The 14,598-nt window shown below is 67.9% G+C and carries 14 protein-coding genes; 8 read left to right on the plus strand and 6 right to left on the minus strand.

Translation table 11 applies throughout. From position 1 onward, the window contains the following. Nucleotides 1-78: 78 nt before the first annotated feature. From aroQ to aat, 4 genes are read left to right on the plus strand one after another with little or no spacing between them, the layout of a single operon-like run. A complete protein-coding gene (aroQ, locus tag BrevBR_RS13975) occupies nucleotides 79-567 on the plus strand; it encodes a type II 3-dehydroquinate dehydratase (protein ID WP_332639798.1) in 489 nt (162 codons plus the stop codon). 5 nt (nucleotides 568-572) lie between these two features. Beyond that, nucleotides 573-1,085 carry an acetyl-CoA carboxylase biotin carboxyl carrier protein gene (gene accB, locus BrevBR_RS13980; RefSeq protein ID WP_332639799.1) on the plus strand — a complete coding sequence of 171 codons (513 nt, stop codon included), beginning with the start codon at nucleotides 573-575 and terminating at the stop codon, nucleotides 1,083-1,085. A 15-nt stretch (nucleotides 1,086-1,100) separates the two neighbouring features. Further along, nucleotides 1,101-2,453, plus strand: coding sequence for an acetyl-CoA carboxylase biotin carboxylase subunit (gene accC / locus BrevBR_RS13985; protein WP_340001462.1), 1,353 nt, complete (start codon nucleotides 1,101-1,103; stop codon nucleotides 2,451-2,453). Nucleotides 2,454-2,460: 7 nt separating this feature from the next. Further along, entirely contained in the window at nucleotides 2,461-3,156 is a 696-nt protein-coding gene (gene aat / locus BrevBR_RS13990) for a leucyl/phenylalanyl-tRNA--protein transferase (protein ID WP_340001357.1), read from the plus strand. On the opposite strand, the gene BrevBR_RS13995 is transcribed toward aat, so the two are convergent. Beyond that, a complete protein-coding gene (locus tag BrevBR_RS13995) occupies nucleotides 3,123-3,776 on the minus strand; it encodes a DUF2155 domain-containing protein (protein ID WP_340001358.1) in 654 nt (217 codons plus the stop codon). The genes aat and BrevBR_RS13995 overlap by 34 nt on opposite strands. Beyond that, the gene (locus BrevBR_RS14000) at nucleotides 3,773-4,165 is read right to left on the minus strand and encodes an NADH:ubiquinone oxidoreductase subunit NDUFA12 (protein ID WP_332639802.1); all 393 of its coding nucleotides are present in this window, start codon (nucleotides 4,163-4,165) and stop codon (nucleotides 3,773-3,775) included. The genes BrevBR_RS13995 and BrevBR_RS14000 overlap by 4 nt, the downstream gene beginning before the upstream one ends. Nucleotides 4,166-4,372: 207 nt before the next feature. Here BrevBR_RS14000 and BrevBR_RS14005 point away from each other — a divergent pair, with 207 nt between their 5' ends. From BrevBR_RS14005 to BrevBR_RS14015, 3 genes are all read left to right on the plus strand, one after another. Next, on the plus strand, nucleotides 4,373-6,775 hold the full coding sequence (locus tag BrevBR_RS14005; protein ID WP_340001359.1) for a TSCPD domain-containing protein: 2,403 nt from the start codon (nucleotides 4,373-4,375) through the stop codon (nucleotides 6,773-6,775). A gap of 63 nt (nucleotides 6,776-6,838) precedes the next feature. Then, nucleotides 6,839-7,330: a pentapeptide repeat-containing protein gene (locus BrevBR_RS14010; protein ID WP_332639804.1), complete on the plus strand. Its 492-nt coding sequence runs from the start codon at nucleotides 6,839-6,841 to the stop codon at nucleotides 7,328-7,330. A 92-nt stretch (nucleotides 7,331-7,422) separates the two neighbouring features. After that, a complete protein-coding gene (locus tag BrevBR_RS14015; protein WP_332639805.1) occupies nucleotides 7,423-8,331 on the plus strand; it encodes a pentapeptide repeat-containing protein in 909 nt (302 codons plus the stop codon). Nucleotides 8,332-8,393: 62 nt separating this feature from the next. On the opposite strand, the gene aspS is transcribed toward BrevBR_RS14015, so the two are convergent. Beyond that, on the minus strand, nucleotides 8,394-10,175 hold the full coding sequence (gene aspS, locus BrevBR_RS14020) for an aspartate--tRNA ligase (RefSeq protein WP_340001360.1): 1,782 nt from the start codon (nucleotides 10,173-10,175) through the stop codon (nucleotides 8,394-8,396). Between the two features lie 283 nt (nucleotides 10,176-10,458). Between aspS and BrevBR_RS14025 the strand changes: the two genes are divergently transcribed. Continuing rightward, nucleotides 10,459-11,112, plus strand: coding sequence for a chromosomal replication initiator DnaA (locus tag BrevBR_RS14025; RefSeq protein ID WP_332639807.1), 654 nt, complete (start codon nucleotides 10,459-10,461; stop codon nucleotides 11,110-11,112). A 166-nt stretch (nucleotides 11,113-11,278) separates the two neighbouring features. Here BrevBR_RS14025 and gatB read toward each other — a convergent pair whose 3' ends face one another. The 3 genes from gatB to gatC are packed head-to-tail and all read right to left on the minus strand — an operon-like array spanning nucleotide 11,279 to nucleotide 14,543. Beyond that, the gene (gene gatB / locus BrevBR_RS14030) at nucleotides 11,279-12,772 is read right to left on the minus strand and encodes an Asp-tRNA(Asn)/Glu-tRNA(Gln) amidotransferase subunit GatB (RefSeq protein ID WP_340001361.1); all 1,494 of its coding nucleotides are present in this window, start codon (nucleotides 12,770-12,772) and stop codon (nucleotides 11,279-11,281) included. A gap of 2 nt (nucleotides 12,773-12,774) precedes the next feature. Next, on the minus strand, nucleotides 12,775-14,253 hold the full coding sequence (gatA, locus tag BrevBR_RS14035) for an Asp-tRNA(Asn)/Glu-tRNA(Gln) amidotransferase subunit GatA (RefSeq protein WP_340001362.1): 1,479 nt from the start codon (nucleotides 14,251-14,253) through the stop codon (nucleotides 12,775-12,777). Nucleotides 14,254-14,255: 2 nt separating this feature from the next. Beyond that, nucleotides 14,256-14,543 (minus strand): Asp-tRNA(Asn)/Glu-tRNA(Gln) amidotransferase subunit GatC, encoded by a 288-nt coding sequence (gene gatC / locus BrevBR_RS14040; RefSeq protein ID WP_332639810.1) that lies wholly within the window; start codon nucleotides 14,541-14,543, stop codon nucleotides 14,256-14,258. Nucleotides 14,544-14,598 lie beyond the last annotated feature (55 nt).

Genomic DNA, 14,598 nt, shown 5'->3' on the forward strand with positions numbered 1-14,598 from the left:
GCGCTGCGGTTTGATAACCGCCACGCCTCAGCTAAAAGGCCGGTCCGATTCCGGTCGGACCCGCAGTTCCACGAGCTCATGCCCGAACCAACCGTCCTCTACGTCCTGAACGGCCCGAACCTCAACCTGCTTGGGGCGCGCGAGCCGGAGATCTATGGGCGCGAGACCCTGGCCGACGTTCATGCGTTGTGCGAACAGGCCGCCGACGGCGCGACCGTGGTGTTCCGCCAGACCAATCACGAGGGCGAACTGATCGATTGGGTCCAGGAGGCCCGCGCAGAGGCCTCGGCCCTGATCCTCAACGCCGCCGGCTACACCCACACCTCCGTGGCCCTGCTGGACGCCCTGAAGACGCTGACGATCCCGATCGTCGAGGTCCATCTCTCCAATCCGGCGGCGCGCGAACGCTTCCGCCATCGCTCCTATGTCTCGCCGGTCGCGGCGGGCGTGGTTTCGGGCTTCGGCTCATTCAGCTACGAACTGGCCGTCAAGGCTGCGCTCAAGCTGGTGCAGGAACGCGCCGGCCATGCCGACCGTTCGGTTCAAGACGACAAGAAGAGGCTCTAACACCCATGGCCGATCCCAAGACCCCCGCGCCCAAGCTCAAGAACGAGTCAGAGATCGACACCACGCTGGTGCGCCAGCTGGCGGACATCCTGAACGACACCTCTCTGACAGAGATCGAGGTCGAGCGCGGCGAGCTGCGCATCCGGGTGGCGCGGGAAGTCGTCGCCGCGCCCGTCATGCAGTATTCGGCCGCTCCGGCCCCGCAGGCCCATGCGCCCGCCCCCGCCGCCGCGGCTCCGGCCTCCATGCCCTCGGACCCGGCCACGATCGTCGCGCGCTCGGGCGAGGAGGTGAAGTCGCCGATGGTCGGCACAGCCTATCTGCAGGCCTCGCCCGAAGCCCCGCCGTTCTGTCAGCCGGGCGACAAGGTCAAGAAGGGCCAGACCCTGCTGATCGTCGAGGCCATGAAGACCATGAATCCGATCCAGGCCCCCCGCGACGGCGTCGTGAAGGAAATCCTGGTCGGCGACGCCCAGCCGGTCGAGTTCGGCGAGCCCCTCGTCCTGCTCGAGGCGTAAGCCCCCGTCATGACAATGTTCACCAAGGTCCTCATCGCCAACCGCGGCGAAATCGCCCTGCGGATTCACCGCGCGTGCAAGGAGATGGGCATCTCCACCGTCGCCGTGCACTCCGAAGCCGATCGCGGCGCCATGTGGGTGCGGCTGGCCGACGAAAGCGTCTGCATCGGCCCGGCTCCGGCCGCCAAATCCTACCTGAACATCCCGTCGATCATCGCCGCGGCCGAGATCACCGGAGCCCAGGCGATCCACCCCGGCTACGGCTTCCTGTCCGAGAACGCGCGCTTCGCCGAGATCGTCGAGGCCCACGGCATGACCTTTATCGGGCCCAAGCCCGAGCACATCCGCATCATGGGCGACAAGATCACCGCCAAACAGACGGTGCTGGACGCGGGAATCCCCTGTGTGCCGGGCTCGGCGGGCGAGGTGGAAACCATCGAGGCGGCGATCGAGGCGTCGAAATCGATCGGCTTCCCCCTCATCGTGAAAGCCGCCGCCGGCGGCGGCGGACGCGGCATGAAGGTGGCGCTGACCGCCGATGATCTGGTCGAAGCCGTCCAGACCGCCCAGTCGGAAGCCGCCGCGGCCTTCGGCAACGGCGCTGTCTACATGGAACGTTACCTCCAGAAGCCTCGCCACATCGAGCTTCAGGTCATCGCCGACAGCCACGGCAACGTCGTGCACCTGGGCGAACGAGACTGCTCGCTGCAGCGCCGCCACCAGAAGGTCATGGAAGAAGCCCCCTCGCCCGCCCTGTCGGCCGCCGAACGTGTGGCCATCGGCGAGACGGTGAACAAGGCGATCGCCGCCATCGGCTATCTCGGCGTCGGCACTATCGAATTCCTCTGGGAAGACGGCGAGTTCTTCTTCATCGAGATGAACACCCGGCTGCAAGTCGAGCATCCGGTTACGGAAATGATCACCGGCGTCGATCTGGTGCGCGAACAGATTCGCATCGCCGCCGGTCTGCCGCTGTCCTTCACCCAGGCCGAGGTGAAGTTCACCGGCCACTCGATCGAGTGCCGGATCAACGCCGAGAACGCCGAGACATTCACCCCGTCGCCCGGGACCATCACCGACTTCCACGCCCCCGGCGGCCTGGGCGTCCGGCTGGATAGCGCCATCTACGCCGGCTATTCGATCCCGCCCTATTACGACAGCCTGATCGGCAAGCTCATCGTCCACGGCCGCGACCGCGAGGAGTGCATCGCCCGCCTCAAGCGCAGCCTGAACGAGATGGTCGTCGGCGGTATCGACACCACCATTCCCCTGTTCCAGAAGCTGTTGCAGGAGCCCGACATCCTGTCCGGCGACTACGACATCCACTGGCTGGAAAACTGGGCCAAACGCCAGAAGGGCGACGCCTGACGGCGTGATGGACGAAGCGGGTTTCAGCGCCAGCGGCCCGTTCGGCGGTTTCGGCCCTGACGAACTGCTGCGGTGCTACGCGAACGGCGTCTTCCCCATGGGCGAGGGCCGGGACGACCCGCGCATCTTCCTGGTCGAGCCCGAACAGCGGGGCGTCATCCCCCTGGACGGGTTCCACATTCCCACCCGGCTGAAGCGTACAGTCAGGGCCGACCCGTTCGAGATCCGGGTCGACACCGCTTTCGACGCCATGCTTGACGCCTGCGCCGCGCCCGGTCCGGGACGCGAAGACAGCTGGATCAACGGCCCGATCCGCCGTCTGTACATCGAGCTGAACGCCCGGGGCCGGGCCCACTCCATCGAATGCTGGCATGACGAACGGCTGGTGGGCGGCCTGTACGGCGTGACCTTGGGCGGAGCCTTCTTCGGCGAGAGCATGTTCAGCCGCGAAAGAGACGCGTCAAAGGTGGCGCTGGTCCATCTGGTCGGCCGGCTGAGGCGAGGGGGATGGCGTTTGCTGGACGCCCAGTTCCTGACGGAGCACCTCACCCAGTTCGGGGCGATTGAGACACCGCAGGCCGCCTATCTGCAGATTCTGAGGGCCGCCCGCGCCGTGCAGCCCGATACGCGGTCGCTGTTCAAGCCGATGACGGGCGCGGAAGCAGTCTTCTACGCCTTGCAGCCCACGACCCAGGCGTCATAGACCGGGTGCTGCAGGCCGCTGACGGCGGGGGCCGAGGCGAACATCCAGCCGCGGAAGATTTGCCGCGGCTCGCTGACCTGGATCACGCCGCGCGGCTGTAGCGAGACTTCCAGATAGGCAACGGCGTCGGACACCTGCTCGTCCGGCGCGGACACCTCGCAGGCGCGGGCGGTGAAGATCAGCGTCTTCTGAAAGCGGACCGGACGGCCGCCCACCTCGACTTCAAAACGCATCGACTCGGCGGTGATCTTGTCGATGGCTTCGACGATGGCGACGCGACGGCGTTGACGGCGGGCCGGTTCGGCCGGCGTCTCGACGCGCTTGGTCACAGGCTCCTCGGCCTTTTCTTCCTCAGCCTCTTCCTCGTCGAGACTGTCCTGGGCGATGACGATGGCCGGGGCCGGCGGGGTCACCGCGACGGGCGATGCCGGGGCGGGCGTGCCTTGCGGCGCAGGCTCGACCGGGGCCGGCGGCGTCGGCTGGGTGTTCAGGGCCGCCGTCGGATCCTGAACCGGCACGGCGTCCTGGGGCAGATCATTCAGGGCTGAAGCGACGACAGCGCCTGACGCCGTCAGCGCCAGAACCGCTATACCGGCCAGAATGAAGCCGCGAACCGTCATTCCGGACGCCAGGCTTCGTAATCGCCCGTCGCGGCGGGACGCTTGCCCTCCGACGCGAGCGAACCCTGCGGGCGCCAGGCCATCGGCGTGCCGGTCAGGTTGGGAAGGTGATCCTCCTCCCACTTGCGGCGCGGCAACGGGTGTTCGGTCGGCAATTCGTCGAAGGTGTAGTGCAGCCAGCCGTGCCAGTCCGGCGGGACCTTGGAGGCGTCGGCGTAGCCGTTGTAGGTGACCCAGCGGCGGCGACGGCCGTCATAGCTGCTCTTGTCACGCGACAGGTAGTAGCGGTTGCCGAACTCATCGGTCCCCACGTGCTCGCCGCGCTTGGCGATGGTGAAGAAGGTGCCGATGGTGGCGCCGCTGGTCCAGCCGAAGATTCTGCCTAGCACGTCGGGAAATCCACTCACGATCCGTCGACCGGCGGGGGCCGGCGACGCAGGCGCCAGCATAGAAACCGGCGGGCCTTCCGTCCAGCGTCGTGGCGCGCCCTTTGACCTCAACATCTTGGGGGTAACCACCCTCTGACACGCCAGATTTATTGCAGACGGGCGCATAAGGCCGCTAGGCTGGCCCAAAGGCCACGCCGAGACCGCCGCATGCGCTTTCCCTTCGCTTCACACGCCGCCGCCCTGCCGCGTCCCGCGCGCCAGATCGAGCGGTGCGGACGGGTCGTCTCCGTGCGCGCTCCCGAAGGCTGGACCGACGCGCAGATCGAAGCCTGGCTCGACTGGGCTGAGGCCGAAGGGTTTGCGGTCGGCGACGGAGACCCCTTGGCCGAGGCCATGGCGGGCTGGGCCGCGGGCCTGTCTGGCAGCGACGCCTTGGAATTGACGGCGACGCTGTTGCTGGGACTGGCGGCGCCGGCGCGATCCGCGCGGGTCACGCCAAACGTCCTGACCCTGTCGGATCCCGGCGCCGGCGAGAGGCTGGCCGCAGAGGGCGCGCGACGCCGGGCCGGCCGCAGGGCGGCGGGCGCGGTCGAGGCGCTCGCGACAGCGCTGGCAAGTGTTTCGGACGCTGTCAGTCGGTGCGAGGGCCCGCGTGCCGACTGCGCCGATCCCGCGTCCAATCCGGCGCTGGCCAGGGCGGCGCTCGCCGCACGGCGCAGCGGGGCGTCGGACGCCGATATCCTGCGAGCCATCGCCGGTGAGCGGTTCGATTCTGTTCCCCTGCCCCTTTCGCCCCCGCCCGTTATCGTCGCCCTGGCGGACCGCGCGATGATCGCCTCGGGCGCGCCGGACGCCCTGATGGCGGCCGAGGCGGCGCTGGAAGGCGATCTGCTGCTGACGTTCGAGCCCGACGACGCGGAAAGCGCCGCCGGGTCGGCGCGGGCGCCGGCCGTCCTGCTGTCCCTGCCGGCCTTGCGGGCGATCAGCGGCCCCGCCGTCGAACACGCCCTCGGCGATCTGGTGCGGCTGTGGTCCCGCGCCCTGAGCGCGGGCCGCGCGTCTTCCTTCGCAATCGGCCTTGGCGGACTCGCCGATCTGATCCTGAAGGAGGGACCGGACGACGCGGCGTCGCGGACGGCCCAACTGGCGGGAACCGTCACGGCGGCCTGCGACGTCGCGCCATCCCTCTTCGTCGACGACGTTGAGGCGTCGCTGCGCCTCGGCCTGGGCCCGCTGGCGGCCATCGATATCTGGCAGACGGGAGACGGCGAAGTCGTCCGACGTCTGAATCCGGCGCTGGCCACGGCCATCCGCAGGGCCGGCGGCGACATCGATTCGGCGGAACGGCATCTGTTCGGCCGACGCACGCTGCTGGACGCCCCCGGCGTCGACCACGCGGCCCTGAGAGCGAAGGGTTTCACCGACATTGAACTTGAGGCGGTTGAGATCGCCCTGACCCAGGTCGACGCGCTGGCGGACGCCTTCCGCGCGCCGGTGCTCGACGCAGGCTTCGTCCGCGACGTGCTGGGCATCGAGGCGGCGGAAGGAGATCTGCTGCCCCAACTGGGGTTCGCCGACGACGCGGTCAGTCTGACCCAGGCCTGGGCGCTCGGAGAACCCGATCTGGCCGGATGGACGGAGGCGCCGGAAGCGCTGAAGCAGATTCTCGCCGACCCCGCCGCTTTCGAGGCCGGCCTGCGCACGGTCGTCGAACAGGTCAGCGCGGCCCCGGACGCCGCCCCGACGCTGATCGACTGGCGCACCACGGCGATCCAGGCCGCGAGGCTGCTTGGCGACGCGGCCCGCGAGGGCCGGCGCGCCATCCGCCTGCAGCGGGCGGCGCCGCCCGCCGGGCCGCTGCTGAGCCTGACGGAACCGGAAGAGACGACCCGCCAGCGTCGGTGGGAGCCGGAAACCCGGGCCGTGGAACGGGTGGTCGAGAAGGTGATCGAACGCGACCGCACCCGACGCAAACTGCCGGACCGGCGCAAGGGCTATATCCAGAAGGCCGCCGTGGGCGGACACAAGGTCTATATTCACACCGGCGAATACGAGGATGGCGAGCTCGGCGAGATATTCATCGACATGCACAAGGAAGGCGCCGCCTTCCGCAGCCTGATGAACAATTTCGCCATCGCCATCTCCATCGGCCTGCAATACGGCGTGCCGCTGGACGAGTTCGTGGACGCCTTTGTCTTCACCCGGTTCGAGCCGGCAGGACGCGTCACCGGCAACGACTCGATCCGCTCGGCGACGTCGATCCTGGACTACATCTTCCGCGAATTGGGCGTGTCCTATCTGGACCGGAGCGAACTGGCCAATGCGGACGCCGATGGCCTGAACGCCGACGGTCTGGGAGCCGGCAAGGCCGACGACGGCGAGCTGGAAACCGTGCCGGCGGCCCGGTTCATTTCCAAGGGATTCGCCCGCGGCGCGGCGCCGGACAATCTGGTGGTCCTCCCCTTCGGTCAGTCGCGCGTTGCGCCGGCGACCGTCCCGGCGGCCACAGAGGCTGTGGCCTGCCCGGCATGCGGGGATTTCACCCTGCAGCAGCGCGGCGCCGGCTGGACGTGCGACGCGTGCGGCGCCGCGCCGTCCATGCAGGGTTGATCAAGGATTGTGCGCCATGATGGCCTGCGTCTTGCATATTCGAAGGCGAGACCGGAGCCCGTCATGAAAGCCATTCTGACCCTCACCCTGGCCGCAATCCTCGCGGCCGCCGCCCTGCCCGCCTCGGCGCAGAACGCCGGCCAGATCGCGCGCGTGCGCGGCGGCGCCAGCTGCCCCGGCTGCAACCTGTTCCAGGGCGATTTCGGCGGCCTGGAGGCGCGGGGCCTCAATCTGTCGGGCGCGCGCCTGCGGCAGGCCGACCTGAGCCTGGCGGTCATGAACCGGACCCGCTTCTCCAACGCCGACCTGCGCGATGTGGAAGCCTACGGCGGGGTGTTCTCAAACTCCAATTTCTCGGGCGCAAACCTGTCCAACAGCAGCTTCGTCGGGACGTATCTCGAAGGCGCGTCCTTCTCGGGCGCGACCCTGTCGGGAGCCAATTTCTCGGGCGCCTCGCTGCGGGGAGCGACCGGCCTGACGCAGGGCCGGTTGAACCAGGCTTGCGGCGACGAAGCCACGCGCCTGCCGCGCGGCCTGTCGATACCCCACTGCTAAGCTGACGGAATGAAGCCGCGCACCTTACCGCGATTTAAGTAGGGTTTGTCGGGGTTTGACGTCATGACAGGGGTGTGAAAATTCTTGTTTCCATGACCCGCCGCCTTCCCGCCGCAAGCCTTGCGCTCGGCGCGGCCCTCGCCGCCCTTGCGGCGGCCGGGTCGGCGAGCGCCGAAATCCAGTTCCAGTTCGGCCAGGATCGCGACGTGGCGCGGATGGTGTCGCTGGGCGGCTCCTGCAACCGCTGTGAGCTGTCGGGTCGCGACCTGACGGGCGCGGCCTTCACCGGCGCCGTCTTCACCAACGCCACCTTGGTCGGCGCCAACTTGCGCGGCGCCGAACTGCAAGGCTCGAACTTCACCGGCAGCGACTTCAGCCGCGCCGACCTGACCGGCGCCGAGATGAATTTCGCCAACTTCACCAACGCCAACTTCAGCGGCGCGGACATGTCCGGCGCCGAGGCTATGGGCGCGACCCTGGTCCGGGTGCGGATGGCCGGGACCGACCTGAGCGGAGCCGCCCTGAACGGCGCCAATATGAACGGCGCGGTCCTGACGGGCGCCGACCTCTCGTCTACCGAAATGAACGCCACCACCCTGGCGAACGTCAGCGCCCGGTCCGCCAACTTCAGCGATGCCGAAATCGCCATGTCGAACCTGTCGAACGGCGATTTCCGGAACGTCTCATTCCGCGACGCCACGTTGAACGGGGCCCGGCTGACCGGTGGAAATTTCGCCGGCGCCGACTTCCGCGATGCCGAAATGAACCGCGTCGACATCCGCGGCGCCGATCTGTCGGGCGCACGGGGTCTGACGCAGGAGCAGGTCCAGCGGGCCTGCGGCGACGCCAACACCCGCCTGCCGGGCAATCTCACGCCGCGGGTGTGCCGGGGCATCATCGGGGTCCGCGTTACGCCCCGGCCGCCCGTCGTGCCGAGCCCGCCCGCGCCGCCGGCGCCCCCGAGGGTGCGCAACCTCGTGGTCGCCAACTCCGGCCACTGACGACAAAGGCCGCCGTCCCCGGGGACAGCGGCCTTTTTCATGTCCGGGGATCCGGCCGCTGATCAGGTCTTCAGCGGCAGGGCCGCACGGATGTGCAGCTCCTTGTACTGACGTTCCTGCGCCTCGGCCGGGGCGCTCATCAGCAGGTCCTGACCCTGCTGGTTCAGCGGGAAGGCGATGACCTCGCGGATCGCGACCTGGTTAGCCAGCAGCATGACGATGCGGTCGATGCCGGGCGCCAGACCGCCGTGCGGGGGTGCGCCGAAGCGGAAGGCGTTGAGCATGCCCCCGAACTGCTCCTCGACCACCGAGGCGTCATAGCCGGCGATCTCGAAGGCCTTGAGCATGATCTCCGCCTTGTGGTTCCGGATCGCGCCCGAGCACAGCTCATAGCCGTTGCAGACGATGTCGTACTGGTAGGCGAGGATGTCGAGCGGATCCTTCGTCTCGAGCGCCTCCATCTCGCCCTGGGGCATGGAGAAGGGGTTGTGCGAGAAGTCGACCTTCTTCTCCTCCTCCGACCATTCGAACATGGGGAAGTCGACGATCCAGCAGAATTTGAACTCGTCGTCCGAAATCAGGTTGAGGTCCTGTCCCAGCTTGGTGCGGGCGTTCCCGGCGAATTTGTGGAACACGGCCGGGTCGCCGGCGGCGAAGAAGGCGGCGTCGCCCTTGCCCATGGCGAGGGACTTCATCAGGGCGTCGGTCGCCTCGGCGCCGAGGTTCTTGGCGATCGGGCCGCCCCACGCGCCCTGGTCCTCGGACCAGAAGATGTAGCCGAGGCCGGGCTGGCCCTCGCCCTGGGCCCAGGAGTTCATGCGGTCGCAGAAGGCGCGCGAGCCGCCGGTCGGGGCCGGAATGGCCCAGACGGCGTTCTTCGCATCGGCGGCGAGGATCTTGTTGAACAGGCCGAAGCCGCCGTCGCGGAAATGCTCCGACACGTCCGACATCTCGATCGGGTTGCGCAGGTCCGGCTTGTCGGTGCCGAACAGGGCGATGGCCTCGCGATAGGGGATGCGGACGAAGGGATAGGGATCGACCTTCTTGCCGTCGGCGAACTCCTCGAACACGCCGTGCATGACGGGTTCAATCGCAGCAAAAACATCCTCTTGTGTGACAAAGCTCATCTCGACGTCGAGCTGATAGAACTCCAGCGAACGGTCGGCGCGCAGGTCCTCGTCGCGGAAACAGGGGGCGATCTGGAAATAGCGGTCGAAGCCCGAGACCATCAGCAGCTGTTTGAACTGCTGCGGGGCCTGCGGCAGGGCGTAGAATTTGCCCGGATGCAGGCGCGACGGGACCAGGAAGTCGCGCGCGCCTTCCGGCGACGAGGCCGTCAGGATCGGGGTCTGGTATTCGAGGAAGCCCTGGTCGACCATGCGGCGGCGGATCGAGGAGATGACGCGCGAGCGAAGGACGATGTTCTTGTGCAGGGTCTCGCGGCGCAGGTCGAGGTAGCGGTGCTTGAGGCGGATGTCCTCGGGGTACTCCGGCTCGCCGAAGACCGGCAGCGGCAGTTCGGCGGCCTCGGACAGGACCTCGACGCCGGTGACGCGCAGTTCGATCTCGCCGGTGGGCAGGCTGGCATTGATCACGGAGGCCTCGCGGGCGACCACCTCGCCGTCGACGCGGATGACGCTTTCGGCGCGCAGGCGTTCGACGGCCTCGAAGCCCGGCGTCTCGGGGTGCAGCACGAGCTGGGTGAGGCCGTAGTGGTCGCGCAGGTCGATGAACAGCAGACCGCCGTGGTCGCGCTTGCGGTGGACCCAGCCGGACAGGCGGACATTGGAGCCCGCATCGGTCAAACGGAGGGCGCCGCAGGTGTGGGAGCGGTAGGCGTGCATGGTCGGTACGTCTTGGAATACGGGCCGGGGAGGCCTCAAATCGGGAGGCCGGAAGGGCGCATTATCGCCCCTGAAAGTCAAGGTTTGCCGGACTGTGGCGCGCATGTCCTCCCTGTCTTCCAATTCTTTCCCCGATGTCTCCGAACTCCTCCGGTTTCTGTCGTCGAATTCCTCGCCCGTCCTCCACAGCCGAAAACCTTTGTCCACGGGCCTGAAAGGAACCCGCGCCGTCGTCTGCTATAGCTGTCCCATTATGACCGCCCGCCCCGCCCCTCCTGGCCAGATGCGACTTCCGCTGCAACGCGACCTGCCTGACGGCGCCGAGGGCTTCGTCGTGTCCGACTGCAACCGCGCGGCAGTCGAGGCCTTGGAGGACTGGCCGAACCTGATCGGCGGGGCGATGGCGATCTGCGGGCCGGCGGGTTGCGGCAAAAGCCGGCTGGCGCAGATCTGGGGCGAACGCGTCGGGGCCGTGGCCCTGCACGGAGCCGAGGCGGCGCTGATCGATCCGCTGGAGATCGACGGGCGGCCGGTGCTGCTGGACCGGGCCAGGGATGTCGACGACGAGACCCTGTTCCACCTGATCAACCTGGCCCAGGCGCCCGGCGGCGCCCTGCTGATGGTGGCGCGGTCGGCGCCGTCCAGCTGGACGGTCGCCCTGCCCGACCTGCGATCGCGGCTGGATGCGGTCATCAGCGTGCCGATGGAGGCCCCCGACGACGCCGTGCTGGCGGCCATGCTGGACGCCCGGTTCGCGGAACGGGGCATCCGGCCGCAGAAGGACGTGGTGCCCTATCTGCTGAGGCGGATCGACCGGTCGGCGGCGGCGGCGGAAGCCGTGGTTGCGACGCTGGACGCCCTGCACAAGCCGGTGACGCGGGCCCTGGCGCGTGAGGCGCTGGAAGGCGCGGACGACACCGACGACCTGTTCGGCTAGCCGCCAGCAAGACCGATCAAGGCATGATATCGGCGGAGGCCCGGGCTCATACCCCGATCTGGCGGTCGTCTTTCCGTAGCGCGGCCGGTCCGGATGAGGCGCTCGTCGGTTCCGCGGCTTCGCGATCCCCCCTCCCCATCGCTTCGCGACAGGGAGGAGACAGGATTCACAGCCCCAGCTTCGCCTTCAGGATGTCGTTGACCGCGGCCGGGTTGGCCTTGCCGCCCGTGGCCTTCATGACCTGGCCGACGAACCAGCCGAGGGCCTGGGGCTTTTCGGCGACGGCGGCGGCCTTGTCGGGATTGGCGGCGATGATGTCGTCGATGGCCTTTTCGATCGCGCCGGTGTCGGTGACCTGTTTGAGGCCGTGCTTCTCGACGACCTCCGCGGGCGAGCCCTCGCCGTTCCAGACGTGGTCGAAGACCTCCTTGGCGATTTTCGACGAGATGACGCCGGTCTCGATCAGTTCGACCAGCTGGGCGACATGGGCGGCCGGCAGGCTGTTTTCGGAGAAATCCTTGCCGTCGGCGGCGAGGCGGGCGGACAGCTCGTTGGTGACCCAGTTGGCGACCAGTTTGGCGTCGCGCCCCCTGGCGGCCGCTTCGAAATAGTCCGCCTTGGCCTGTTCCGAGATCAGGACCACGGCGTCGTATTGCGACAGGCCGTAGTCGGCCATCAGCCGCCGACGCTTGGCGTCCGGCAGTTCGGGCAGGCTGGCCTTGATGTCGTCGATCCAGGCCTGCTCCAGCTCCAGGGGCAGCAGGTCGGGGTCGGGGAAGTAGCGATAGTCCATCGCCTCTTCCTTGGAGCGCATCGAGCGGGTCTCGCCGGCCGTGGGGTCGTAGAGGCGCGTCTCCTGATCGATCTTGCCGCCGTCCTCGAGGATCTCGATCTGGCGCCGGGCCTCGTAGTTGATGGCCTGGCTGATGAAGCGGAACGAGTTGACGTTCTTGATCTCGCAGCGCGTGCCCAGATGGCTGAAGTCGCCCGTCGCCTTGTATTCGGCGTACTGGCCCTCGCGGCAGACCGAGACGTTGACGTCGGCGCGAAGGTTGCCCTTCTCCATGTCGCCGTCGCAGGTGCCCAGATAGATCAGAATGGTTCTGATCTTCTTTACGTAAGCCACGGCTTCTTCAGGAGAACGGATGTCCGGGCGTGACACAATCTCCATCAGGGCGGTGCCCGCGCGGTTCAGGTCGACATAGCTCTCGGTCGGCGACAGGTCGTGGATCAGCTTGCCCGCGTCCTGCTCCAGATGCAGGCGTTCGATGCCGACGTTGAAGAAGGAGCCGTCCTCGGCCTCCACCTCGACGACGCCCTCGCCGACGATGGGGAAGTAGAGCTGGCTGATCTGATATCCGGTGGGCAGGTCGGGGTAGAAATAGTTCTTCCGGTCGAACTGGCTGCGCTTGTTGATCTGCGCATTGAGGCCCAGGCCGGTGCGGACGGCCTGTTCGACACAGTGTCTGTTCAGGGTCGGCAGCATGCCGGGGAAGCCGGCGTCGACCAGCGACACCTGCTCGTTCGGCCCCGCGCCGAAGCCGACGGCGGCGCCCGAGAACAGCTTGGCCTTCGACGCCACCTGGGCGTGGATCTCCAGCCCCATGACGATTTCCCACGGGCCGGTGCGGCCCTGGATGAGTTTGGATGTGTCGGTCATGCTCACCACCACTTGTCCGGCCTGGCCACAAACCCCGCCGCGTCTTCCAGAGCACTCGCCACCTGGAACACCGTCGCCTCGTCCAGCGCCTTGCCGATGACCTGAAGGCCCAGCGGCAGGCCACCCTTGTCGAGGCCCGCGGGCACCGAAATGCCCGGCAGGCCGGCGAGGTTGGCGGTGACGGTGAAGATGTCGTTCAGATACATCTGCAGCGGATCGACCTGCTTGTCGCCCAGGGCGAAGGCGGCAGACGGGGTCGACGGCGTCAGGATGGCGTCCACCTTGTCCCAGACGGCGTCGAAATCCATGGCGATGCGACGGCGGACCTTGAGCGCCCGGACGTAATAGGCGTCATAGAATCCGGCCGACAGGACATAGGCCCCGATGGTCAGGCGGCGCTGGACCTCCTTGCCGAAACCCTCGGCGCGGCTGGTCTCATAGAGATCGGTCAGGCTGGTCGTTCCCTCGGCGCGGTGGCCGAAGCGCATGCCGTCGTAGCGGGCCAGGTTGGACGAGGCCTCGGCCGGGGCGATGATGTAATAGGCCGGCAGGGCGTATTTGGTGTGCGGCAGGCTGATTTCGACGATCTCGGCGCCGCCGGCCTTGAGCCAGGCCACGCCCTGGTCCCACAGGGCCTGGATCTCGGCGGGCATGCCGTCGACGACGTATTCCTTCGGCACGCCGATGCGCAGGCCCTTCACGCCCTTGTTGAGGGATTTCGTCCAGTCGGGGGTCTCGACGTCGAGGCTGGTCGAATCCTTCGGGTCGAAGGAGCACATGGAGCGCAGCAGGATGGCCGAATCCTCGACCGTTTTCGTGATCGGACCGGCCTGATCCAGCGAACTGGCGAAGGCGACCATGCCGAAGCGGCTGGCGCGGCCGTAGGTGGGCTTGACCCCGACGGTGCCGGTGAAGGCCGCGGGCTGGCGGATCGAGCCGCCGGTGTCCGAGGCGGTGGCCGCCAGACACAGGTCGCCGGCGACGGCCGAGGCCGAACCGCCCGAGCTGCCGCCCGGGGTCAGGTCTGCGTTGGAGGTCTTCGACTTCCACGGATTGACCACCGGACCGAAGGCCGAGGTTTCATTGGACGAGCCCATGGCGAACTCGTCCATGTTGAGCTTGCCCAGCATGACTGCGCCGTCGCGCCACAGGTTCGAGGTGACGGTGGACTCATAGGGCGGGACGAAGCCGCGCAGCATGTTGGAGCCGGCCGTGGTCTGGACGCCCGCGGTGCAGAACAGGTCCTTGATGCCGAGAGGCGCGCCTTCCAGCGCCCCGCCCTCGCCTTTCGCGATGCGGGCGTCGGAGGCGCGGGCCATGTCAAGGGCCTTGTCCGTGGTCTGGACGACATAGGCGTTGAGGCGCGGGTTGGCGGCGTCGATGTTGGCGACGAAGGCCCGGGTGATTTCCTCGGACGAGAAGGACTTCGACTTCAGGCCGTCGAGTGCGGCCTTGAGGGTGAGCTTGGTCAGGTCGGACATGTCTATTCGACCACCTTGGGCACGACGAAGAAGCCGTCGGCGGACCGCGGCGCGTTTCCGAGCACGTCAGCGACCTTGCCGCCGTCTGTGACGACGTCGTCGCGCAGGCGCAGGGGCTGGGCGACGTTGGAGGTCATGGGCTCGACACCCGCGACGTCGACCTCGTTCAGTTGCTCGATCCAGGCGAGGATGCCGTTCAGCTCCTGGGCCAGGGGCTCCAGACGCTCCTCGGGGGTCTTGATACGGGCGAGGTGCGCCACCCGGCGCACGGTCGCGGCGTCGATGGCCATGCGGCCCTCCAGCAACGGAAACGGAAGCGGCGGGAATAGCGGTCCGGGTCCCGAA

This window comes from Brevundimonas sp. BR2-1 (genome assembly GCF_037626195.1).
Classification (GTDB): domain Bacteria; phylum Pseudomonadota; class Alphaproteobacteria; order Caulobacterales; family Caulobacteraceae; genus Brevundimonas.

Excerpts from the sequence above, each read along its gene's own strand:
- aroQ (WP_332639798.1), top strand. The coding sequence starts at position 79 with ATGCCCGAACCAACCGTCCTCTACGTCCTGAACGGCCCGAACCTCAAC.
- accB (WP_332639799.1), top strand. The coding sequence starts at position 573 with ATGGCCGATCCCAAGACCCCCGCGCCCAAGCTCAAGAACGAGTCAGAG.
- accC (WP_340001462.1), top strand. The coding sequence starts at position 1,101 with ATGTTCACCAAGGTCCTCATCGCCAACCGCGGCGAAATCGCCCTGCGG.
- aat (WP_340001357.1), top strand. The coding sequence starts at position 2,461 with ATGGACGAAGCGGGTTTCAGCGCCAGCGGCCCGTTCGGCGGTTTCGGC.
- BrevBR_RS13995 (WP_340001358.1), bottom strand. The coding sequence starts at position 3,776 with ATGACGGTTCGCGGCTTCATTCTGGCCGGTATAGCGGTTCTGGCGCTG.
- BrevBR_RS14005 (WP_340001359.1), top strand. The coding sequence starts at position 4,373 with ATGCGCTTTCCCTTCGCTTCACACGCCGCCGCCCTGCCGCGTCCCGCG.
- BrevBR_RS14010 (WP_332639804.1), top strand. The coding sequence starts at position 6,839 with ATGAAAGCCATTCTGACCCTCACCCTGGCCGCAATCCTCGCGGCCGCC.
- BrevBR_RS14015 (WP_332639805.1), top strand. The coding sequence starts at position 7,423 with ATGACCCGCCGCCTTCCCGCCGCAAGCCTTGCGCTCGGCGCGGCCCTC.
- aspS (WP_340001360.1), bottom strand. The coding sequence starts at position 10,175 with ATGCACGCCTACCGCTCCCACACCTGCGGCGCCCTCCGTTTGACCGAT.
- BrevBR_RS14025 (WP_332639807.1), top strand. The coding sequence starts at position 10,459 with ATGCGACTTCCGCTGCAACGCGACCTGCCTGACGGCGCCGAGGGCTTC.
- gatB (WP_340001361.1), bottom strand. The coding sequence starts at position 12,772 with ATGACCGACACATCCAAACTCATCCAGGGCCGCACCGGCCCGTGGGAA.
- gatA (WP_340001362.1), bottom strand. The coding sequence starts at position 14,253 with ATGTCCGACCTGACCAAGCTCACCCTCAAGGCCGCACTCGACGGCCTG.
- gatC (WP_332639810.1), bottom strand. The coding sequence starts at position 14,543 with ATGGCCATCGACGCCGCGACCGTGCGCCGGGTGGCGCACCTCGCCCGT.